This window comes from Pseudomonas sp. PF05 (assembly GCF_056521845.1).
Genome location: NZ_JBWLPW010000005.1, coordinates 32,106 through 47,106, shown reverse-complemented (window position 1 = coordinate 47,106; position 15,001 = coordinate 32,106). Strand labels below are relative to the sequence as shown.

13 protein-coding genes are annotated in these 15,001 nt (G+C 61.5%); 10 read left to right on the top strand and 3 right to left on the bottom strand.

What is annotated here, in order from left to right:
• Positions 1 to 17 precede the first annotated feature (17 nt).
• Positions 18 to 1,442 (bottom strand): aspartate ammonia-lyase, encoded by a 1,425-nt coding sequence (aspA, locus tag AC09SL_RS10730; RefSeq protein ID WP_003196363.1) that lies wholly within the window; start codon positions 1,440 to 1,442, stop codon positions 18 to 20.
• A gap of 179 nt (positions 1,443 to 1,621) precedes the next feature.
• On the opposite strand from aspA, the gene AC09SL_RS10725 reads away from it, so the two are divergent.
• The 5 genes from AC09SL_RS10725 to AC09SL_RS10705 all read left to right on the top strand — a co-directional run bounded on the left by AC09SL_RS10725 (position 1,622) and on the right by AC09SL_RS10705 (position 5,475).
• Positions 1,622 to 2,539: a LysR substrate-binding domain-containing protein gene (locus AC09SL_RS10725; protein WP_058544174.1), complete on the top strand. Its 918-nt coding sequence runs from the start codon at positions 1,622 to 1,624 to the stop codon at positions 2,537 to 2,539.
• A 373-nt stretch (positions 2,540 to 2,912) separates the two neighbouring features.
• Complete coding sequence (gene purE, locus AC09SL_RS10720; RefSeq protein ID WP_003196369.1) at positions 2,913 to 3,404, top strand: 5-(carboxyamino)imidazole ribonucleotide mutase; 492 nt, start codon at positions 2,913 to 2,915, stop codon at positions 3,402 to 3,404.
• 12 nt (positions 3,405 to 3,416) lie between these two features.
• Positions 3,417 to 4,499 carry a 5-(carboxyamino)imidazole ribonucleotide synthase gene (locus AC09SL_RS10715; protein WP_058544175.1) on the top strand — a complete coding sequence of 361 codons (1,083 nt, stop codon included), beginning with the start codon at positions 3,417 to 3,419 and terminating at the stop codon, positions 4,497 to 4,499.
• 104 nt (positions 4,500 to 4,603) lie between these two features.
• Positions 4,604 to 4,849 carry a GlsB/YeaQ/YmgE family stress response membrane protein gene (locus tag AC09SL_RS10710; RefSeq protein ID WP_058544176.1) on the top strand — a complete coding sequence of 82 codons (246 nt, stop codon included), beginning with the start codon at positions 4,604 to 4,606 and terminating at the stop codon, positions 4,847 to 4,849.
• An 89-nt stretch (positions 4,850 to 4,938) separates the two neighbouring features.
• Positions 4,939 to 5,475 (top strand): DUF3299 domain-containing protein, encoded by a 537-nt coding sequence (locus tag AC09SL_RS10705; protein ID WP_058544177.1) that lies wholly within the window; start codon positions 4,939 to 4,941, stop codon positions 5,473 to 5,475.
• 118 nt (positions 5,476 to 5,593) lie between these two features.
• Here the strand turns inward: AC09SL_RS10705 and AC09SL_RS10700 are convergent, their stop codons facing one another.
• Both AC09SL_RS10700 and AC09SL_RS10695 read right to left on the bottom strand, forming a co-directional pair.
• A complete protein-coding gene (locus AC09SL_RS10700) occupies positions 5,594 to 6,493 on the bottom strand; it encodes a D-hexose-6-phosphate mutarotase (RefSeq protein ID WP_058544178.1) in 900 nt (299 codons plus the stop codon).
• A gap of 57 nt (positions 6,494 to 6,550) precedes the next feature.
• A complete protein-coding gene (locus tag AC09SL_RS10695; protein ID WP_003177184.1) occupies positions 6,551 to 6,955 on the bottom strand; it encodes an acyl-CoA thioesterase in 405 nt (134 codons plus the stop codon).
• A 378-nt stretch (positions 6,956 to 7,333) separates the two neighbouring features.
• Here AC09SL_RS10695 and AC09SL_RS10690 point away from each other — a divergent pair, with 378 nt between their 5' ends.
• The 5 genes from AC09SL_RS10690 to pstB all read left to right on the top strand — a co-directional run bounded on the left by AC09SL_RS10690 (position 7,334) and on the right by pstB (position 14,912).
• Entirely contained in the window at positions 7,334 to 8,632 is a 1,299-nt protein-coding gene (locus tag AC09SL_RS10690; protein WP_058544179.1) for an MFS transporter, read from the top strand.
• A gap of 168 nt (positions 8,633 to 8,800) precedes the next feature.
• Positions 8,801 to 9,799 carry a phosphate ABC transporter substrate-binding protein PstS gene (locus AC09SL_RS10685; RefSeq protein ID WP_058544180.1) on the top strand — a complete coding sequence of 333 codons (999 nt, stop codon included), beginning with the start codon at positions 8,801 to 8,803 and terminating at the stop codon, positions 9,797 to 9,799.
• A gap of 405 nt (positions 9,800 to 10,204) precedes the next feature.
• On the top strand, positions 10,205 to 12,238 hold the full coding sequence (locus AC09SL_RS10680; RefSeq protein WP_175360682.1) for an ABC transporter permease subunit: 2,034 nt from the start codon (positions 10,205 to 10,207) through the stop codon (positions 12,236 to 12,238).
• Between the two features lie 15 nt (positions 12,239 to 12,253).
• Positions 12,254 to 13,924: a phosphate ABC transporter permease PstA gene (gene pstA, locus AC09SL_RS10675; RefSeq protein ID WP_058544182.1), complete on the top strand. Its 1,671-nt coding sequence runs from the start codon at positions 12,254 to 12,256 to the stop codon at positions 13,922 to 13,924.
• A 154-nt stretch (positions 13,925 to 14,078) separates the two neighbouring features.
• Positions 14,079 to 14,912: a phosphate ABC transporter ATP-binding protein PstB gene (pstB, locus tag AC09SL_RS10670; protein ID WP_058544183.1), complete on the top strand. Its 834-nt coding sequence runs from the start codon at positions 14,079 to 14,081 to the stop codon at positions 14,910 to 14,912.
• The last annotated feature ends 89 nt before the right edge of the window (positions 14,913 to 15,001 follow it).

The following is a 15,001-nucleotide window of genomic DNA, read 5'->3' as shown; positions in this document are numbered from 1 at the left end:
AGCGGTGGTCGTGTCGATCACGCTTTGAGCGGGACCAGACGCGGAGCAATCATGTTTTCCGGGCGCAGGATGTCGTCGAGCATGGCGTCGTCGAGCAAGCCTTCTTCGCGCACCAGTTCCAGCACGCCGCGGCCACTTTCCAGGGCAACACGGGCGATGCGGGTGGCGTTTTCATAGCCGATGTACGGGTTCAGGGCGGTGACCAGGCCGATCGAGTGCTCGACCAGTTCACGGCAGCGCGCTTCGTTGGCGGTGATGCCGACGATGCAGTGCTCGCGCAGCATGTCCATGGCCCGTTGCAGCAAGCGGATCGAGTCGAAGATCTTGAAGGCGATCAGCGGCTCCATCACGTTCAGTTGCAGTTGGCCGCCTTCGGCCGCGATGGTCAGGGCCAGGTCGTTGCCGATGATCTGGAATGCCACCTGGTTGACCGCTTCAGGGATCACCGGGTTGACCTTGCCGGGCATGATCGAGCTGCCTGGCTGGCGGGCCGGCAGGTTGATTTCGTTGATGCCGGTGCGTGGGCCGCTGGACAGCAGGCGCAGGTCGTTGCAGATCTTCGACAGCTTGACTGCGGTGCGCTTGAGCATGCCGGAGAACAGCACGAAGGCGCCCATGTCGGAGGTGGCTTCGATCAGGTCGGCGGCCGGGACCAGCGGCTGGCCGCTGATGGTTGCCAGACGCTGTACGGCCAGGGCCTGGTAGCGTGGGTCGGCGTTGATGCCGGTGCCGATGGCGGTGCCGCCCAGGTTCACTTCGGTGAGCAGTTCAGGCGCCAGGGTTTTGAGGCGCGCCAGGTCTTCGCTCAGGGTGGTGGCGAAGGCGCGGAATTCCTGGCCGAGAGTCATCGGCACGGCGTCTTGCAGCTGGGTACGACCCATTTTCAGGACGTGGCTGAATTCTTCACCTTTGGCCGCGAACGCCTGGATCAGGCTGTCGAGGCTGGCCAGCAATGCGTCGTGGCCCAGCAGCAGACCCAGGCGGATCGCGGTTGGGTAGGCGTCGTTGGTGGACTGCGCCATGTTCACGTCGTTGTTGGGGTGCAGGTATTGGTACTCGCCTTTCTGGTGGCCCATGGCCTCCAGCGCGATGTTGGCGATGACTTCGTTGGCATTCATGTTGGTCGACGTGCCAGCGCCGCCCTGGATCATGTCCACCACGAATTCTTCGTGGAAATCGCCGCGGATCAATCGTGCACAGGCTTCACTGATGGCGGCGTGCTTGGCTTCGCTGAGCTGGCCCAGTTCGCGGTTGGCGTCAGCGGCGGCCTGTTTGACCATTGCCAGGCCGACCACCAGCTTGGGGTAATGCGAGATCGGGACGCCGGAGAGACGGAAATTGTTTACCGCTCGTAGGGTCTGGATGCCGTAATACGCTTGCGCTGGTACTTCGAGTACGCCAAGCAGGTCTTTTTCTGTGCGGAATGATGCAGCGGAGGACATGATGGAAATCATCTCGATAAGGACCCGGTCTGAGCCGGAACGCTGCGAATCCTAGGCTCTCGAAAAAAAATGGGCCAATGCTGTTAAGCACTGCCCTATGCATATTCGGCATAATGTCGGTGTGACGTCGACAGTGCGACGAACGTGTGACCTGTTTTGGTGCGTGTAAGGGAGGCGTGATGAATCTTGAAAGCAAATGGCTTGAGGACTTCAGTGCCCTGGCCGCTACCCGCAGTTTCTCCCAGGCGGCCGAACGGCGATTCGTGACGCAACCGGCGTTCAGCCGGCGAATCCGCAGCCTTGAGGCGGCGCTGGGGCTGACCCTGGTCAACCGCTCCCGCACGCCGGTCGAGCTGACGGCAGCGGGGCAACTCTTCTTGGTGACGGCGCGCACGGTGGTCGAACAACTGGGTGAAGTGTTGCGCCATTTGCATCACCTGGAAGGCGGACAGGGCGAAGTCATACAGGTGGCCGCCGCCCACTCCCTGGCGCTGGGCTTCTTTCCGCGCTGGATCGCGCAATTGCGCAACGAGGGCATGAACATCGCCACGCGGCTGGTGGCGACCAACGTCGGCGATGCGGTCCATGCCCTGCGTGAAGGGGGCTGCGACCTGATGCTGGCCTTCTACGATCCGGACTCGGCCATGCAGATGGACCCGGAGATCTTCCCGTCGCTGCACCTGGGCCAGACCGAAATGCTCCCGGTGTGCGCCGCCGATGCCAACGGTAATCCGCTGTTCGACCTTGAGGGCGAGGCCAGCGTGCCGCTGCTGGCCTACAGCGCCGGGGCTTTCCTCGGGCGTTCAGTCAACCAGTTGTTGCGCCAGCGGGCGCTGCGTTTCACCACGATCTACGAGACGGCCATGGCCGACAGCCTCAAAAGCATGGCCCTGGAAGGCCTGGGCATCGCCTGGGTGCCGCACCTGAGCGTACGCGCCGAACTGGCCCGGGGCGAACTGGTGATCTGCGGCGGCCCGCAATGGCACGTGCCGCTGGAGATCCGCCTGTACCGCTGCGCCCTGGTGCGCAAGGCCAATGTGCGGTTGTTGTGGCGCAAGCTTGAAGGTGGTGCGGCGCAGGGCGCCGCCGGATCTTGAAACCAGCGCAGAACCCCTTGTGGGATGCCACTGATATCAGGGTCATCACCGAGCCCTTGTGGGAGCGAGCTTGCTCGCGATGACGGACTGGCATTCACGGTTGCATTGACTGACCTATCGCTATCGCGAGCAAGCTCGCTCCCACAAGGGATTTGTGTCGTTGCTCTGCTGACCTGCAAGTCAATAAAACCGCCACTTCACCGCAAATGACAGATGGTCGGCGAAAGTGCGTTTAACGCACCATTTTCGGTATACTGCCCGGCCTTCGGTCGGTTCGCCCGACCATAATTCGTACAACAAGCCACGCCGGTCTCCTGCGTGGCTTGTTGTTTTTTGACGCGCCTGCGGGCGCCCAGAGAGAAGAGGCACGACGATGAGTGCACTGGTTGGCGTGATCATGGGCTCCAAGTCCGATTGGTCCACCCTTAGCCACACCGCCGATATGCTGGAAAAGCTCGGCATCCCTTACGAGGTGAAAGTGGTCTCCGCCCACCGTACCCCGGACCTGCTGTTCCAGTACGCCGAAGAGGCCGAGGCGCGTGGCATCGAGGTGATCATCGCCGGTGCCGGTGGCGCCGCCCATTTGCCAGGCATGTGTGCGGCCAAGACCCACCTGCCGGTGCTGGGCGTGCCGGTTCAGTCTTCGATGCTCTCGGGCGTCGATTCGCTGCTGTCGATCGTGCAGATGCCGGCCGGTATCCCGGTCGCGACCCTGGCCATCGGCAAGGCTGGCGCGATCAACGCGGCCCTGCTCTCGGCGAGCATCCTGGGCGCCAAGCACCCACAATTTCATACCGTGCTGAAAAAATTCCGCGCTGAGCAGACAGACAGCGTCCTGGACAATCCAGACCCACGCATTGCCTGAGGTTGTTGACGAATGAAGATCGGTGTAATCGGTGGCGGCCAGTTGGGTCGCATGTTGGCCCTGGCAGGTACGCCGCTGGGGATGAACTTCGCTTTCCTTGACCCGGCGCCGGACGCCTGCGCCGCGGCATTGGGTGAACACCTGCGGGCCGACTATGGCGACCAGGATCACCTGCGCCAATTGGCCGATGAAGTCGACCTGGTGACCTTCGAGTTCGAAAGCGTCCCGGCCGAGACCGTGGCCTTCCTGTCCCAGTTCGTCCCGGTCTACCCGAGCGCCGAAGCCTTGCGGATCGCCCGTGATCGCTGGTTCGAAAAGAGCATGTTCAAGGACCTGGGCATCCCCACGCCGGCTTTTGCCGACATTCAGTCCCAGGCCGACCTCGACGCTGCCGTCGCTACCATCGGCCTGCCCGCCGTGCTCAAGACCCGTACCCTGGGTTACGACGGCAAGGGTCAGAAAGTCCTTCGCAAGCCTGAAGACGTGGTCGGTACGTTCGCCGAACTCGGCAGCGTGGCCTGCCTGCTGGAAGGCTTCGTGCCGTTCACTGGCGAAGTCTCGTTGATTGCCGTGCGTGCCCGCGACGGTGAGATCCGTTTCTACCCACTGGTGCACAACACTCACAAGGACGGCATCCTCAAGCTGTCCGTCGCCAGCACCGACCATCCGTTGCAGGCCCTGGCCGAAGACTATTCCAGCCGGGTGCTCAAGCAGCTCGACTATGTCGGCGTGATGGCATTCGAGTTCTTTGAAGTGGACGGTGGCCTCAAGGCCAACGAAATCGCGCCTCGGGTACACAACTCCGGGCACTGGACCACCGAAGGCGCCGAATGCAGCCAGTTCGAAAACCATCTGCGGGCGGTGGCCGGGCTGCCGCTGGGGTCGACCGCCAAGGTCGGTGAAAGCGCGATGCTCAACTTCATCGGCAAGGTCCCGGACAGCGAGAAAGTCCTGGCGATTGCCGACTGCCATCTGCATCACTATGGCAAGGCGTTCAAGGCTGGGCGCAAGGTCGGTCACGCCAACCTGCGTTGCGCTGACCGGGCGACGCTGGCCCAGCAGATCATCAAGGTCGAGACGCTGATCGCCGAGTAATAGTCTGGAGTCGGTGGAACCATTCGTCGGCCAACTTCTCTGATTAGCTAGGCGCCAAATCTGACCGGATTCTGGCTCTAGCTATTCAACGAGAGGGAAATGCCATGGGAATCATTGGAACCATCTTTATCGGCCTGATCGTCGGCCTGCTGGCACGCTTCCTGAAACCGGGCGATGACAGCATGGGCTGGATCATGACCATCCTGCTCGGTATCGGCGGTTCGTTGGCAGCCACTTACGGCGGCCAGGCCCTGGGCATCTACCATGCCGGCGAAGGCGCTGGCTTCATTGGTGCCCTGGTGGGCGCGGTGGTGTTGCTGGTGATCTACGGCCTGATCAAAAGAAACTGATTCAAATGCGACAAAGCCCCCTCTGCGTGGCGCGCAGAGGGGGCTAGAATGCCCGGCGTTGCACTTCCTACTCATTGCCGAGCCCATTCATGCGCCGTCTAGTGTTGACCCTTCTTTTGCTGGGCAGTGGCCTGGCCCACGCCGCCGAGCTGCCGGAAACCGACTGGCTCGAACTGATGCCCAAGTCGGACCAGAAAGCCCTCGAGGCCATGCCCGAGATCGACCATAATTCCCCCGAAGCCAACGGTACGTTCACCGAGAAAGGTGGCCTGAAGCAAAGCAAGGGCTTGCCGGCGGTGATGTATTCGACCAAGACCGTGGCGTCGATGAACGACAAGCACATCCGCATCGGTGGTTACCCGGTGCCCCTGGAAACCGACGCCAAAGGCCGCAGCACGCTGTTTTTCCTGGTGCCTTACCCCGGCGCCTGCATCCACGTCCCGCCACCGCCGCCTAATCAACTGGTGCTGGTGCGCTATCCCAAGGGCTTGAAGCTGGACGACATCTATACACCGCTGTGGGTGACCGGCACGCTGAAGATCGAAAAGGTCGACAATGATCTGGCGAGTGCGGCGTATGCGCTGGATGCGGAGAAGGTGCGGGTGGTGCAGGAGGCGGATTTGTAATAGATCCCAATGTGGGAGCGGGCTTGCTCGCGAAGGCGGTCGGTCAGTTGATACTTATGTTGACTGACACACCGCTTTCGCGAGCAAGCCCGCTCCCACAATGGTTTTGTGGTGTGGCTTAGAGCGGCTTGCTGCAGAGGCTCACACCCAGGGTATGACTGGCCTGCGGCACCAACGTCACCACATCGTCCATCACATTGGCCGTTTCGATGCACAGCATGTGTTGCCAGCCGTCGTCGGCCATGTCGCTGAAGGCCTTGGCGCGTTCGGTCCATGGGTTCCAGATCACTGCCGAGCGCGAACCACTGCTGGTCAGCTCGATCCGTCGTTGCCACTGGGGGTCGACGATGCTCAGCTTCGGCGGGGTATTGAGGTAGATGCGGTCGGTCTCGCCAGCAAAGTGCAAGTCGCCGGCCTGGGTGACGGTTTTCCAGTCGTCCAGGGTCTCGATGTAGCTCAAGCCATCCACACCTTCGACCTGTACGTTGCGCACGTCGCTCACGGCAAAGTAGCTGTGCAGCGCCTGGCTGAGGCTGACGGTTTCGCTGCCGCGGTTATGGCTGGTGAGGCGGATGTGCAACTGCTCGTCCATCACGATGGCCAGCGTCAGGTCTACCTGATGGGGCCAGCCTGAGAGGCCGTTTTCGGGGTAGGGCAGCACGAATTCCACTTTCAGGCTTTCGCCCTGGGCTTCGATGCCCTTGAGCTCCCAATCCATCGCCCGCACCAGGCCGTGGGCGGTGGCCGGGTCGTTGCTCACGCGCATGGCCTGTACGCTGTCGGGGTTGCGTGTCAGGTTGCCGAACCACGGCCAGCACACCGGCACGCCCGCGCGGATGCTCTTGCCGGCCTTGAACGTGGCCTGGTCGTTGAGCCAGATCAGCGGCGGCTGGCCGTCCACTTGATAGCTGAGGATATGCGCGCCTTGTTGGGCCACCAGCAGCTCGGCCTGACCGTGGCGGATGCGCCAGGCGTTCAGTTCATCCAGCTTGACGGCTTCGACGTTGGGCGTAGGCATGTTGCAAATCTCGCTCGGGAACAGGGACTGCAATGGACCGCAAAACGGCCGCCGTGTTTAACGGGCGCGCGGCGGAACCGAGCGGGTGCGGCCGCTGCCGTCGATGGCGACGAAGACGAACACCGCTTCGGTCACCTTGCGCCATTCACTGGACAGCGGGTCGTCGCTCCAGACTTCGACCATCATCTGGATCGAACTGCGGCCGATTTCCAACGCCTGGGTATAGAACGACAACTGCGCGCCCACCGCCACCGGCACCAGGAACGCCATGCGATCGATCGCCACGGTGGCCACGCGTCCGCCCGCCACTTTACTGGCCATGGCGGTGCCGGCCAGGTCCATCTGGGACACCAGCCAGCCGCCGAAGATATCGCCGAAACCGTTGGTCTCGCGAGGGAGCGCGGTGATTTGCAGGGCCAGGTCGCCTTGCGGGATTGGATCTTCTTGTTCGAGCTCTATCATGCCGGGGGTGCCTCTGACCCGTAACGCTGTCTTGTACTTCAGGTGAATAGCCGTCTTTGTAAAAAACGATTCAGCCCGAACATACTGCGTTCGTCACGTTTTTCGTAAAGGCGTGCCAAAGGGAAACTCTGCGAAATCGGCTGGTTCTGGTACTACGCCACCAACGACGTTTTCGCACAGCAACCCCTTACAGAGTACTGCAAGGTTGCGAGTATATCGGGCGATAGGCGTCGAGACGACCACTCGGTTCCGATTTTGACTATCAAATACGCACCTCTATGTGCTTTTTCGAACAATTTGCTATCGTGCCGGACCTGCCCAGGCCCCCAACCCCGTGTTGCCAGGGTTGCAGAACCCACTATAAGAGAAGCCCTTGCCATGACCACTGCGCCTTCGAGCACGGCAACGCCCGCACAACCGGCACGTCCATTGACCCGCAACGATTACAAGACCCTGTCGCTTTCTGCCTTGGGCGGTGCGCTGGAGTTCTACGATTTCATCATTTTCGTGTTCTTTGCCACCGTGGTCGGCAAATTGTTCTTCCCTGCCGAAATGCCCGAGTGGCTGCGCTTGATGCAGACGTTCGGCATTTTTGCCGCCGGTTACCTGGCCCGCCCCCTGGGCGGGATCGTCATGGCCCACTTTGGCGATCTGCTGGGGCGCAAGAAGATGTTCACCTTGAGCATTTTCATGATGGCCGTGCCGACCCTGATCATGGGCCTGCTGCCCACGTACGCACAGATCGGCATGTGGGCGCCCATCCTGCTGTTGCTGATGCGGGTGATCCAGGGCGCGGCCATTGGCGGGGAAGTGCCTGGTGCCTGGGTATTCGTTTCCGAACACGTTCCAGCGCGCCACATCGGCTATGCCTGCGGCACGCTGACCTGCGGTCTGACGGCGGGGATTTTGTTGGGTTCGCTGGTCGCCACGGCGATCAACAGCATTTATACACCGGTGGAAGTGGCCGATTACGCCTGGCGGATCCCGTTCCTGCTGGGTGGCGTGTTCGGGCTGTTTTCGGTGTACCTGCGTCGCTGGTTGCACGAAACCCCGGTGTTCGCCGAGCTGCAACTGCGCAAAGCCCTGGCCGAGGAAGTGCCGCTGCGGGCCGTGCTGCGTGACCATCGCGGCGCCATCGCCATTTCCATGCTGTTGACCTGGCTGCTGTCGGCCGGCGTCATTGTGGTGATCCTGATGACACCGACCGTGTTGCAGACGGTGTACCACTTCAGCCCGACCACCGCGTTGCAGGCCAACAGCCTGGCGATCGTGTTCCTGAGTTTCGGTTGCATCGGTGCCGGTGTGCTGGCCGACCGTTTCGGCGCCGGGCGGGTGTTTGTCTTCGGCAGCAGTTTGCTGATGATCACCTTCTGGACCTTCTACCACTGCCTGTTCGACCACCCCGAGTGGCTGTTCCCGCTGTATGCCTTGAGTGGCTTGCTGGTAGGCACCATCGGCGCGGTGCCCTATGTCATGGTCAATGCCTTCCCGGCGGTGGTGCGCTTCAGCGGCCTGTCGTTCTCCTACAACCTGGCCTATGCAATCTTCGGCGGGTTGACGCCGATGATCGTGACCTTGCTGTTGAAAGAGAGCTCGATGGGGCCCGCGTACTACGTGGTGGTCATCTGTGGGATCGGGATTGTGGTGGGTGGGTATCTCTGGAAGAAGGGACGCTGATCAGCGCTGGACAGGCCTCTGTGGTGAGGGGATAAATCCCCTCGCCACAACATCTTGTAAAACTCGATACTGGCCTTTCATCCAATTGTCATATTTCAGCCATAGAGTGTTCACACGGCTTACCGATACTTGGCCGACTTAACACACTCTATCTGCTAGGAGTAAGGCATGAAACTGAAGCGTTTGATGGCGGCAATGACTTTTGTCGCTGCTGGCGTAGCGACTGCCAGCGCGGTTGCCGCTGGTGTTGACCCGGCAATTCCGGCTTACACCAAGACCACTGGTGTGTCGGGCAACCTCTCCAGCGTCGGCTCCGATACCCTGGCCAACCTGATGACCTTGTGGGCCGAGAACTACAAGAAAGAATATCCGAACGTAAACATCCAGATTCAAGCGGCCGGTTCCTCCACCGCGCCACCCGCGCTCACCGAAGGCACCTCCAACCTGGGCCCGATGAGCCGCAAGATGAAGGACAACGAGCTGCAGGCTTTCGAACAGAAATACGGCTACAAGCCAACCGCTATCCCGGTTGCCGTGGACGCCCTGGCTGTGTTCGTACACAAGGACAACCCGATCAAAGGCCTGACCATGGCTCAGGTCGATGCGATTTTCTCCTCGACTCGTCTGTGCGGCGCCAAGGCCGACGTCAAGACCTGGGGTGACCTGGGCGTGACCGGTGACCTGGCCAACAAGCCAGTGCAACTGTTCGGCCGTAACTCCGTGTCCGGCACCTACGGCTACTTCAAGGAAGAAGCCCTGTGCAAAGGCGACTACAAGCCAAACGTCAACGAACAGCCGGGTTCGGCTTCGGTTGTGCAGTCGATCAGCAGCTCGCTTAATGGCGTCGGCTACTCGGGTATCGGCTACAAGACCGCCAGCGTGAAAACCGTTGCCTTGGCCAAGAAAGAAGGCGGCGAGTTCATCGAAGACAGCGAAGAGAACGCCCTGAACGGCAAGTACCCGCTGTCGCGCTTCCTCTACGTTTACGTCAACAAAGCCCCGAACAAGCCTCTGGCCCCGCTGGAAGCCGAGTTCGTGAAGCTGGTCCTGTCCAAGCAAGGCCAGGAAGTCGTGGTCAAGGACGGCTACATCCCACTGCCAGCCAAAGTAGCCGCCAAGGCACTGGCTGACCTGGGTCTGTCGGAAGGCAGCGTCGCCAAGAAGTAATACCTGAGTCCGGGCCAACGCCCGGACTTCTGTGGGAGCGAAGGTTGCTCCCACAACCCAAATTCCTGTCCGCTGCCGCTTCCTGCTGGCGGCGGATTTGCTGCGTCACTGCATTGTCATCTTTCTGTCATACAGGATCGCTAGGGTGTGCGCATGAATGATCTGGCCAATTCCACAATGACTACGACTTCCCCTCCCAAGCGCATTGACTTCAATACGCCTGAGCTTCAACGCAAGCGCCGCATTCGCGCGCTCAAGGATCGCCTGACCCGCTGGTACGTGCTGATCGGCGGCCTCGCCGTCCTCGGTGCGATCACCCTGATTTTCTTCTTCCTGGGCTATGTGGTGCTGCCCCTGTTCCAGGGCGCGGACCTGACCGCCAAGGACTCGATCACGCCGGCCTGGATGCAAGACGCCGGCAAACCCTTGATGATCTCCATCGAAGAACAGAACCAAGTCGCCATGCGGGTTTCCGACAAGGGCCAGGCGCTGTTCTTCGACGTCCGCAGTGGCGCCGAACTGCGTCGTGTCGACCTGCCGATTCCGGCCGGTGCCAGCGTAACGTCCATTGGTGAAGATCAACCCGGCAGCCCGCTGGTGGCGATCGGCCTGTCCAACGGCCAGGCCCTGGTATTCCGTCACACCTATAAGGTCACCTACCCGGACGGCAAGAAAACCATCTCGCCTGCCGTCGAATATCCTTACGGCGAGACGCCGATCGTATTGAACGAGCAGGGCGCCGCCCTGGAACATGTCAGCCTCAACGCCTCTGATACGACCTTGCTGTTGGCCGGTTCCAGCGGTGCTCAATTGCATGTGCTGTCGCTGACCAGCGAAGAAAACATGATGACCGGTGAGGTCACCAGCGAGCAGACCCGCATTGACCTGCCGCAGATGACCGAGCCGGTGAAGAGCATCTTCGTGGACCCGCGCCAGCAATGGCTGTATGTGGTCAACGGGCGTGCCCAGGCCGATGTGTTCAGCCTGCGGGACAAGAGCCTCAACGGTCGCTACAAACTGCTCGAGGACGCCGACGCCCAAGTCACCGCCGTCACCCAGCTGGTGGGCGGGATCTCGCTGATCATCGGCGACTCCAAGGGCGGCCTGGCCCAATGGTTCATGGCTCGCGATCCGGACGGCGAGCTGCGCTTCAAACAGATTCGTACCTTCCAGATGGGCAGCGCGCCGATCGTTGAGATCAGCGCCGAAGAGCGTCGCAAGGGTTTCGTTGCGCTCGACGCCGCCGGCAAGCTTGGCGTATTCCACAGCACCGCCCACCGCACCCTGCTGGTGGACCAGGTGGTCGATGGCCAGGGCCTGTTCGGCATGTCGCCACGGGCCAACCGCCTGATCGTCGAGCAGGGCGGCAAGCTGCAACCGCTGACACTGGACAACCCGCACCCGGAAGTGTCGTGGAGCGCGTTGTGGGGCAAGGTCTGGTACGAAAACTACGACGAGCCTCAGTACGTCTGGCAATCGACCGCCGCCAACACCGACTTCGAACCCAAGATGAGCCTGTCGCCGTTGACCTTCGGCACCCTGAAAGCAGCGTTCTACGCGATGCTGCTGGCCGCGCCGCTGGCGATTGCCGCCGCGATCTACACCGCCTACTTCATGGCCCCGGGCATGCGTCGCAAGGTCAAGCCGGTGATCGAATTGATGGAAGCGATGCCGACGGTGATCCTCGGCTTCTTCGCCGGGCTGTTCCTGGCGCCGTACGTCGAAGGGCACTTGCCGGGTATCTTCAGCCTGCTGATGTTGTTGCCGGTGGGCATTCTGGTGGCCGGTTTCGTCTTCAGTCGTTTGCCTGAGTCCGTGCGTCTGAAGGTACCAGAGGGCTGGGAAAGCGCGATGTTGATCCCGGTGATCCTGTTCGTGGGCTGGCTCTCGCTGTACATGAGCCCGTACATGGAGGCCTGGTTCTTCGGCGGCGACATGCGCATGTGGATCTCCCATGACCTGGGCATCACCTACGACCAGCGCAACGCCCTGGTGGTCGGCCTGGCGATGGGCTTCGCGGTGATTCCGAACATTTATTCCATCGCCGAAGACGCCGTGTTCAGCGTGCCCCGCGGCCTGACCCTGGGCTCTCTGGCCCTCGGCGCCACGCCGTGGCAGACCATGACCCGCGTGGTGATCCTCACCGCCAGCCCTGGCATTTTCTCGGCGCTGATGATCGGCATGGGTCGTGCGGTCGGCGAAACCATGATCGTGCTGATGGCTACCGGTAACACGCCGGTCATGGAAATGAACCTGTTCGAAGGCCTGCGTACCCTGGCGGCCAACGTGGCGGTGGAAATGCCGGAGTCGGAAGTTGGCGGCAGCCATTACCGCGTGCTGTTCCTGTCGGCCCTGGTGCTGCTGTTGTTCACCTTCATCATGAACACCCTCGCCGAGCTGATCCGTCAGCGTCTGCGCAAGAAATATTCGTCGCTTTAAGAAAGGTAGAAGTCTGTGAAACAGAACTCCCTGAAAGGATGGTTCAAGAGCGGCGCCCCCGGCGTCTGGATCAGCGGTGGCGCGGTGTCCATCGCGGTCATCATGACCATTGGCCTGCTGGCGGTGATCGCCGTGCGCGGCCTGGGCCACTTCTGGCCGGCGGACCTGGTCCACGCCAGCTACGAGGTGCCGGGCATGCCTGCGCACCTGGTGGTCGGCGAAATCGTGCAGAAAGAAGAAGTGCCTCGCGAGCGCCTGAAAAGCGCCGGCCTGCCGGTGCCGGACGAAGGCCCGGAGTTCATGACTCGCGAGCTGATCAAGGTGGGTAACCGGGACCTGAACGGCACCGATTTCACCTGGATCGTCGGTGACTGGCTGACCAACCAGACCACGCCGCCGGAGCTGATGGCCATCGAGCGTCGTGAGTGGGGCAACTTCTACGGCTACCTGGTCAACGTCAAGCAGGACGGCAAGGTCATTGCCGAAGGCGAGGCGGCCTGGCCGGAGCTGCAAGCCCGCGTTCAGCGGGTCAACCAATTGGCCGCCGAGCTCAAGACCCTGGAAAAAAGCGACATCGGTGCAATCAACGCCGGCCTGGAGCGCATCCGCCTGCACGGTCGCAAACTGGAGCTCAATGGCAAGCTCGATGCCGCCGCTCAAGCGGACCTGGAAAGCGAACGTGCCGAACTCAATGCCCGTTACAAGGACATCGAAGCGCGCCTGTCCGACCTGCATGCACAATTCAACCGCGACAGCCTGACCGCCCGCGATGCCAACGGCAAGGAAGTGGAGATCGGCATCGGCAAGGTGGTACACGCCTATCAGCCGAACGGCATGGGCACGTTTGCCAAGCTCGGCTTCTATTTCAGCAAGGTCTGGGAATTCCTCAGCGACGACCCCCGTGAAGCCAACACCGAAGGTGGCATCTTCCCGGCGATTTTCGGCACTGTGATGATGACCCTGATCATGGCGATGATCGTCACGCCGTTCGGCGTGCTGGCGGCGGTCTATCTGCGTGAATACGCCCGCCAAGGCCCGATGACCCGCCTGATCCGTATCGCGGTGAACAACCTGGCCGGCGTTCCAGCCATCGTCTACGGTGTGTTCGGCCTGGGCTTCTTCGTCTACGTGCTGGGTGGTTCGGTCGACCGGTTGTTCTTCCCCGAAGCCTTGCCGGCGCCGACCTTCGGTACCCCGGGCCTGCTCTGGGCATCCCTGACCCTGGCGCTGCTGGCGGTGCCGGTGGTGATCGTGGCGACCGAGGAAGGCCTGGCGCGGATCCCGCGGACCGTGCGCGAAGGCTCCCTGGCCCTCGGCGCAACCAAGGCCGAGACCCTGTGGAAAATCGTTCTGCCCATGGCGAGCCCGGCGATGATGACCGGGATGATCCTCGCCGTGGCCCGTGCCGCTGGCGAAGTGGCGCCACTGATGCTGGTGGGCGTGGTGAAACTGGCCCCGTCGCTGCCGCTGGACGGCAACTACCCCTACCTGCACCTGGACCAGAAGATCATGCACTTGGGCTTTCACATCTATGACGTGGGCTTCCAGAGCCCGAACGTCGAAGCGGCACGACCGCTGGTGTACGCCACGGCGCTGTTGCTGGTGCTGGTGATCGCCACGCTCAACCTGTCGGCGGTGTGGATCCGTAATCACCTGCGCGAGAAGTACAAGGCACTGGATAGCTGATGGTCTGTGGGAGAGCTTGCTCGCGAAGCTTTGGCGGCCTTGATGGCCCCTTCGCGAGCAAGCTCGCTCCCACACTGATCGGCGTTCACCGGAATTTTTATGGGGCCGCCACAAAGGCGTTCCGAACCGAATTTGTTAGCACAGGGAGCCTCCCATGCAACACGAAGCACATACACACGGCATCAACATGTCGGCCCTGGGCCGCGACAAGCAGAGCCTGGACCTGGCTCAGGAAACCGTCGCCATCGAAGTGCCCGGCCTGAGTCTGTTCTACGGCGAGAAGCAGGCGCTGTATGACGTCAGCCTGAACATCCCGAAACAGCGCGTCACCGCGTTTATCGGCCCGTCGGGCTGCGGCAAGTCGACCTTGCTGCGCACTTTCAACCGCATGAACGACCTGGTGGACGGATGCCGCGTCGAAGGGGAAATCAACCTCTACGGCAACAACATCTACCGCAAGGGCGAAGACGTGGCCGAGCTGCGTCGTCGCGTGGGCATGGTGTTCCAGAAGCCCAACCCGTTCCCGAAAACCATCTACGAAAACGTGGTCTACGGCTTGCGCATCCAGGGCATCAACAAGAAGCGCATCCTCGACGAAGCCGTGGAATGGGCCCTCAAGGGCGCGGCGTTGTGGGATGAGGTCAAGGACCGCCTGCATGAATCGGCCCTGGGCTTGTCCGGTGGTCAGCAGCAACGTCTGGTGATCGCTCGCACCATCGCCGTGGAACCGGAAGTGCTGCTGCTCGACGAACCCTGCTCGGCCCTGGACCCGATCTCGACGCTGAAAGTCGAAGAGCTGATCTACGAGCTCAAGTCCAAGTTCACCATCGTCATCGTGACCCACAACATGCAACAGGCGGCGCGGGTTTCCGACTACACCGCGTTCATGTACATGGGCAAGCTGGTGGAATTCGGCGACACCGATACCCTGTTCACCAATCCGGCCAAGAAACAGACCGAAGACTACATCACTGGTCGTTACGGCTAGTCGAGGCTGCTGCATAGCCGCACTGCGCTATCAGGATCAACATTTAACTGCTTGAAGCTTGCAGCTTGAAGCTTGCAACTTTCGCGGAG

Excerpts from the sequence above, each read along its gene's own strand:
- AC09SL_RS10705 (WP_058544177.1), top strand. The coding sequence starts at position 4,939 with ATGCGCCGTCTAGTGTTGACCCTTCTTTTGCTGGGCAGTGGCCTGGCC.
- AC09SL_RS10690 (WP_058544179.1), top strand. The coding sequence starts at position 7,334 with ATGACCACTGCGCCTTCGAGCACGGCAACGCCCGCACAACCGGCACGT.
- AC09SL_RS10715 (WP_058544175.1), top strand. The coding sequence starts at position 3,417 with ATGAAGATCGGTGTAATCGGTGGCGGCCAGTTGGGTCGCATGTTGGCC.
- AC09SL_RS10695 (WP_003177184.1), bottom strand. The coding sequence starts at position 6,955 with ATGATAGAGCTCGAACAAGAAGATCCAATCCCGCAAGGCGACCTGGCC.
- AC09SL_RS10680 (WP_175360682.1), top strand. The coding sequence starts at position 10,205 with ATGCAAGACGCCGGCAAACCCTTGATGATCTCCATCGAAGAACAGAAC.
- aspA (WP_003196363.1), bottom strand. The coding sequence starts at position 1,442 with ATGTCCTCCGCTGCATCATTCCGCACAGAAAAAGACCTGCTTGGCGTA.
- AC09SL_RS10710 (WP_058544176.1), top strand. The coding sequence starts at position 4,604 with ATGGGAATCATTGGAACCATCTTTATCGGCCTGATCGTCGGCCTGCTG.
- AC09SL_RS10725 (WP_058544174.1), top strand. The coding sequence starts at position 1,622 with ATGAATCTTGAAAGCAAATGGCTTGAGGACTTCAGTGCCCTGGCCGCT.
- purE (WP_003196369.1), top strand. The coding sequence starts at position 2,913 with ATGAGTGCACTGGTTGGCGTGATCATGGGCTCCAAGTCCGATTGGTCC.
- pstB (WP_058544183.1), top strand. The coding sequence starts at position 14,079 with ATGCAACACGAAGCACATACACACGGCATCAACATGTCGGCCCTGGGC.
- AC09SL_RS10700 (WP_058544178.1), bottom strand. The coding sequence starts at position 6,493 with ATGCCTACGCCCAACGTCGAAGCCGTCAAGCTGGATGAACTGAACGCC.
- AC09SL_RS10685 (WP_058544180.1), top strand. The coding sequence starts at position 8,801 with ATGAAACTGAAGCGTTTGATGGCGGCAATGACTTTTGTCGCTGCTGGC.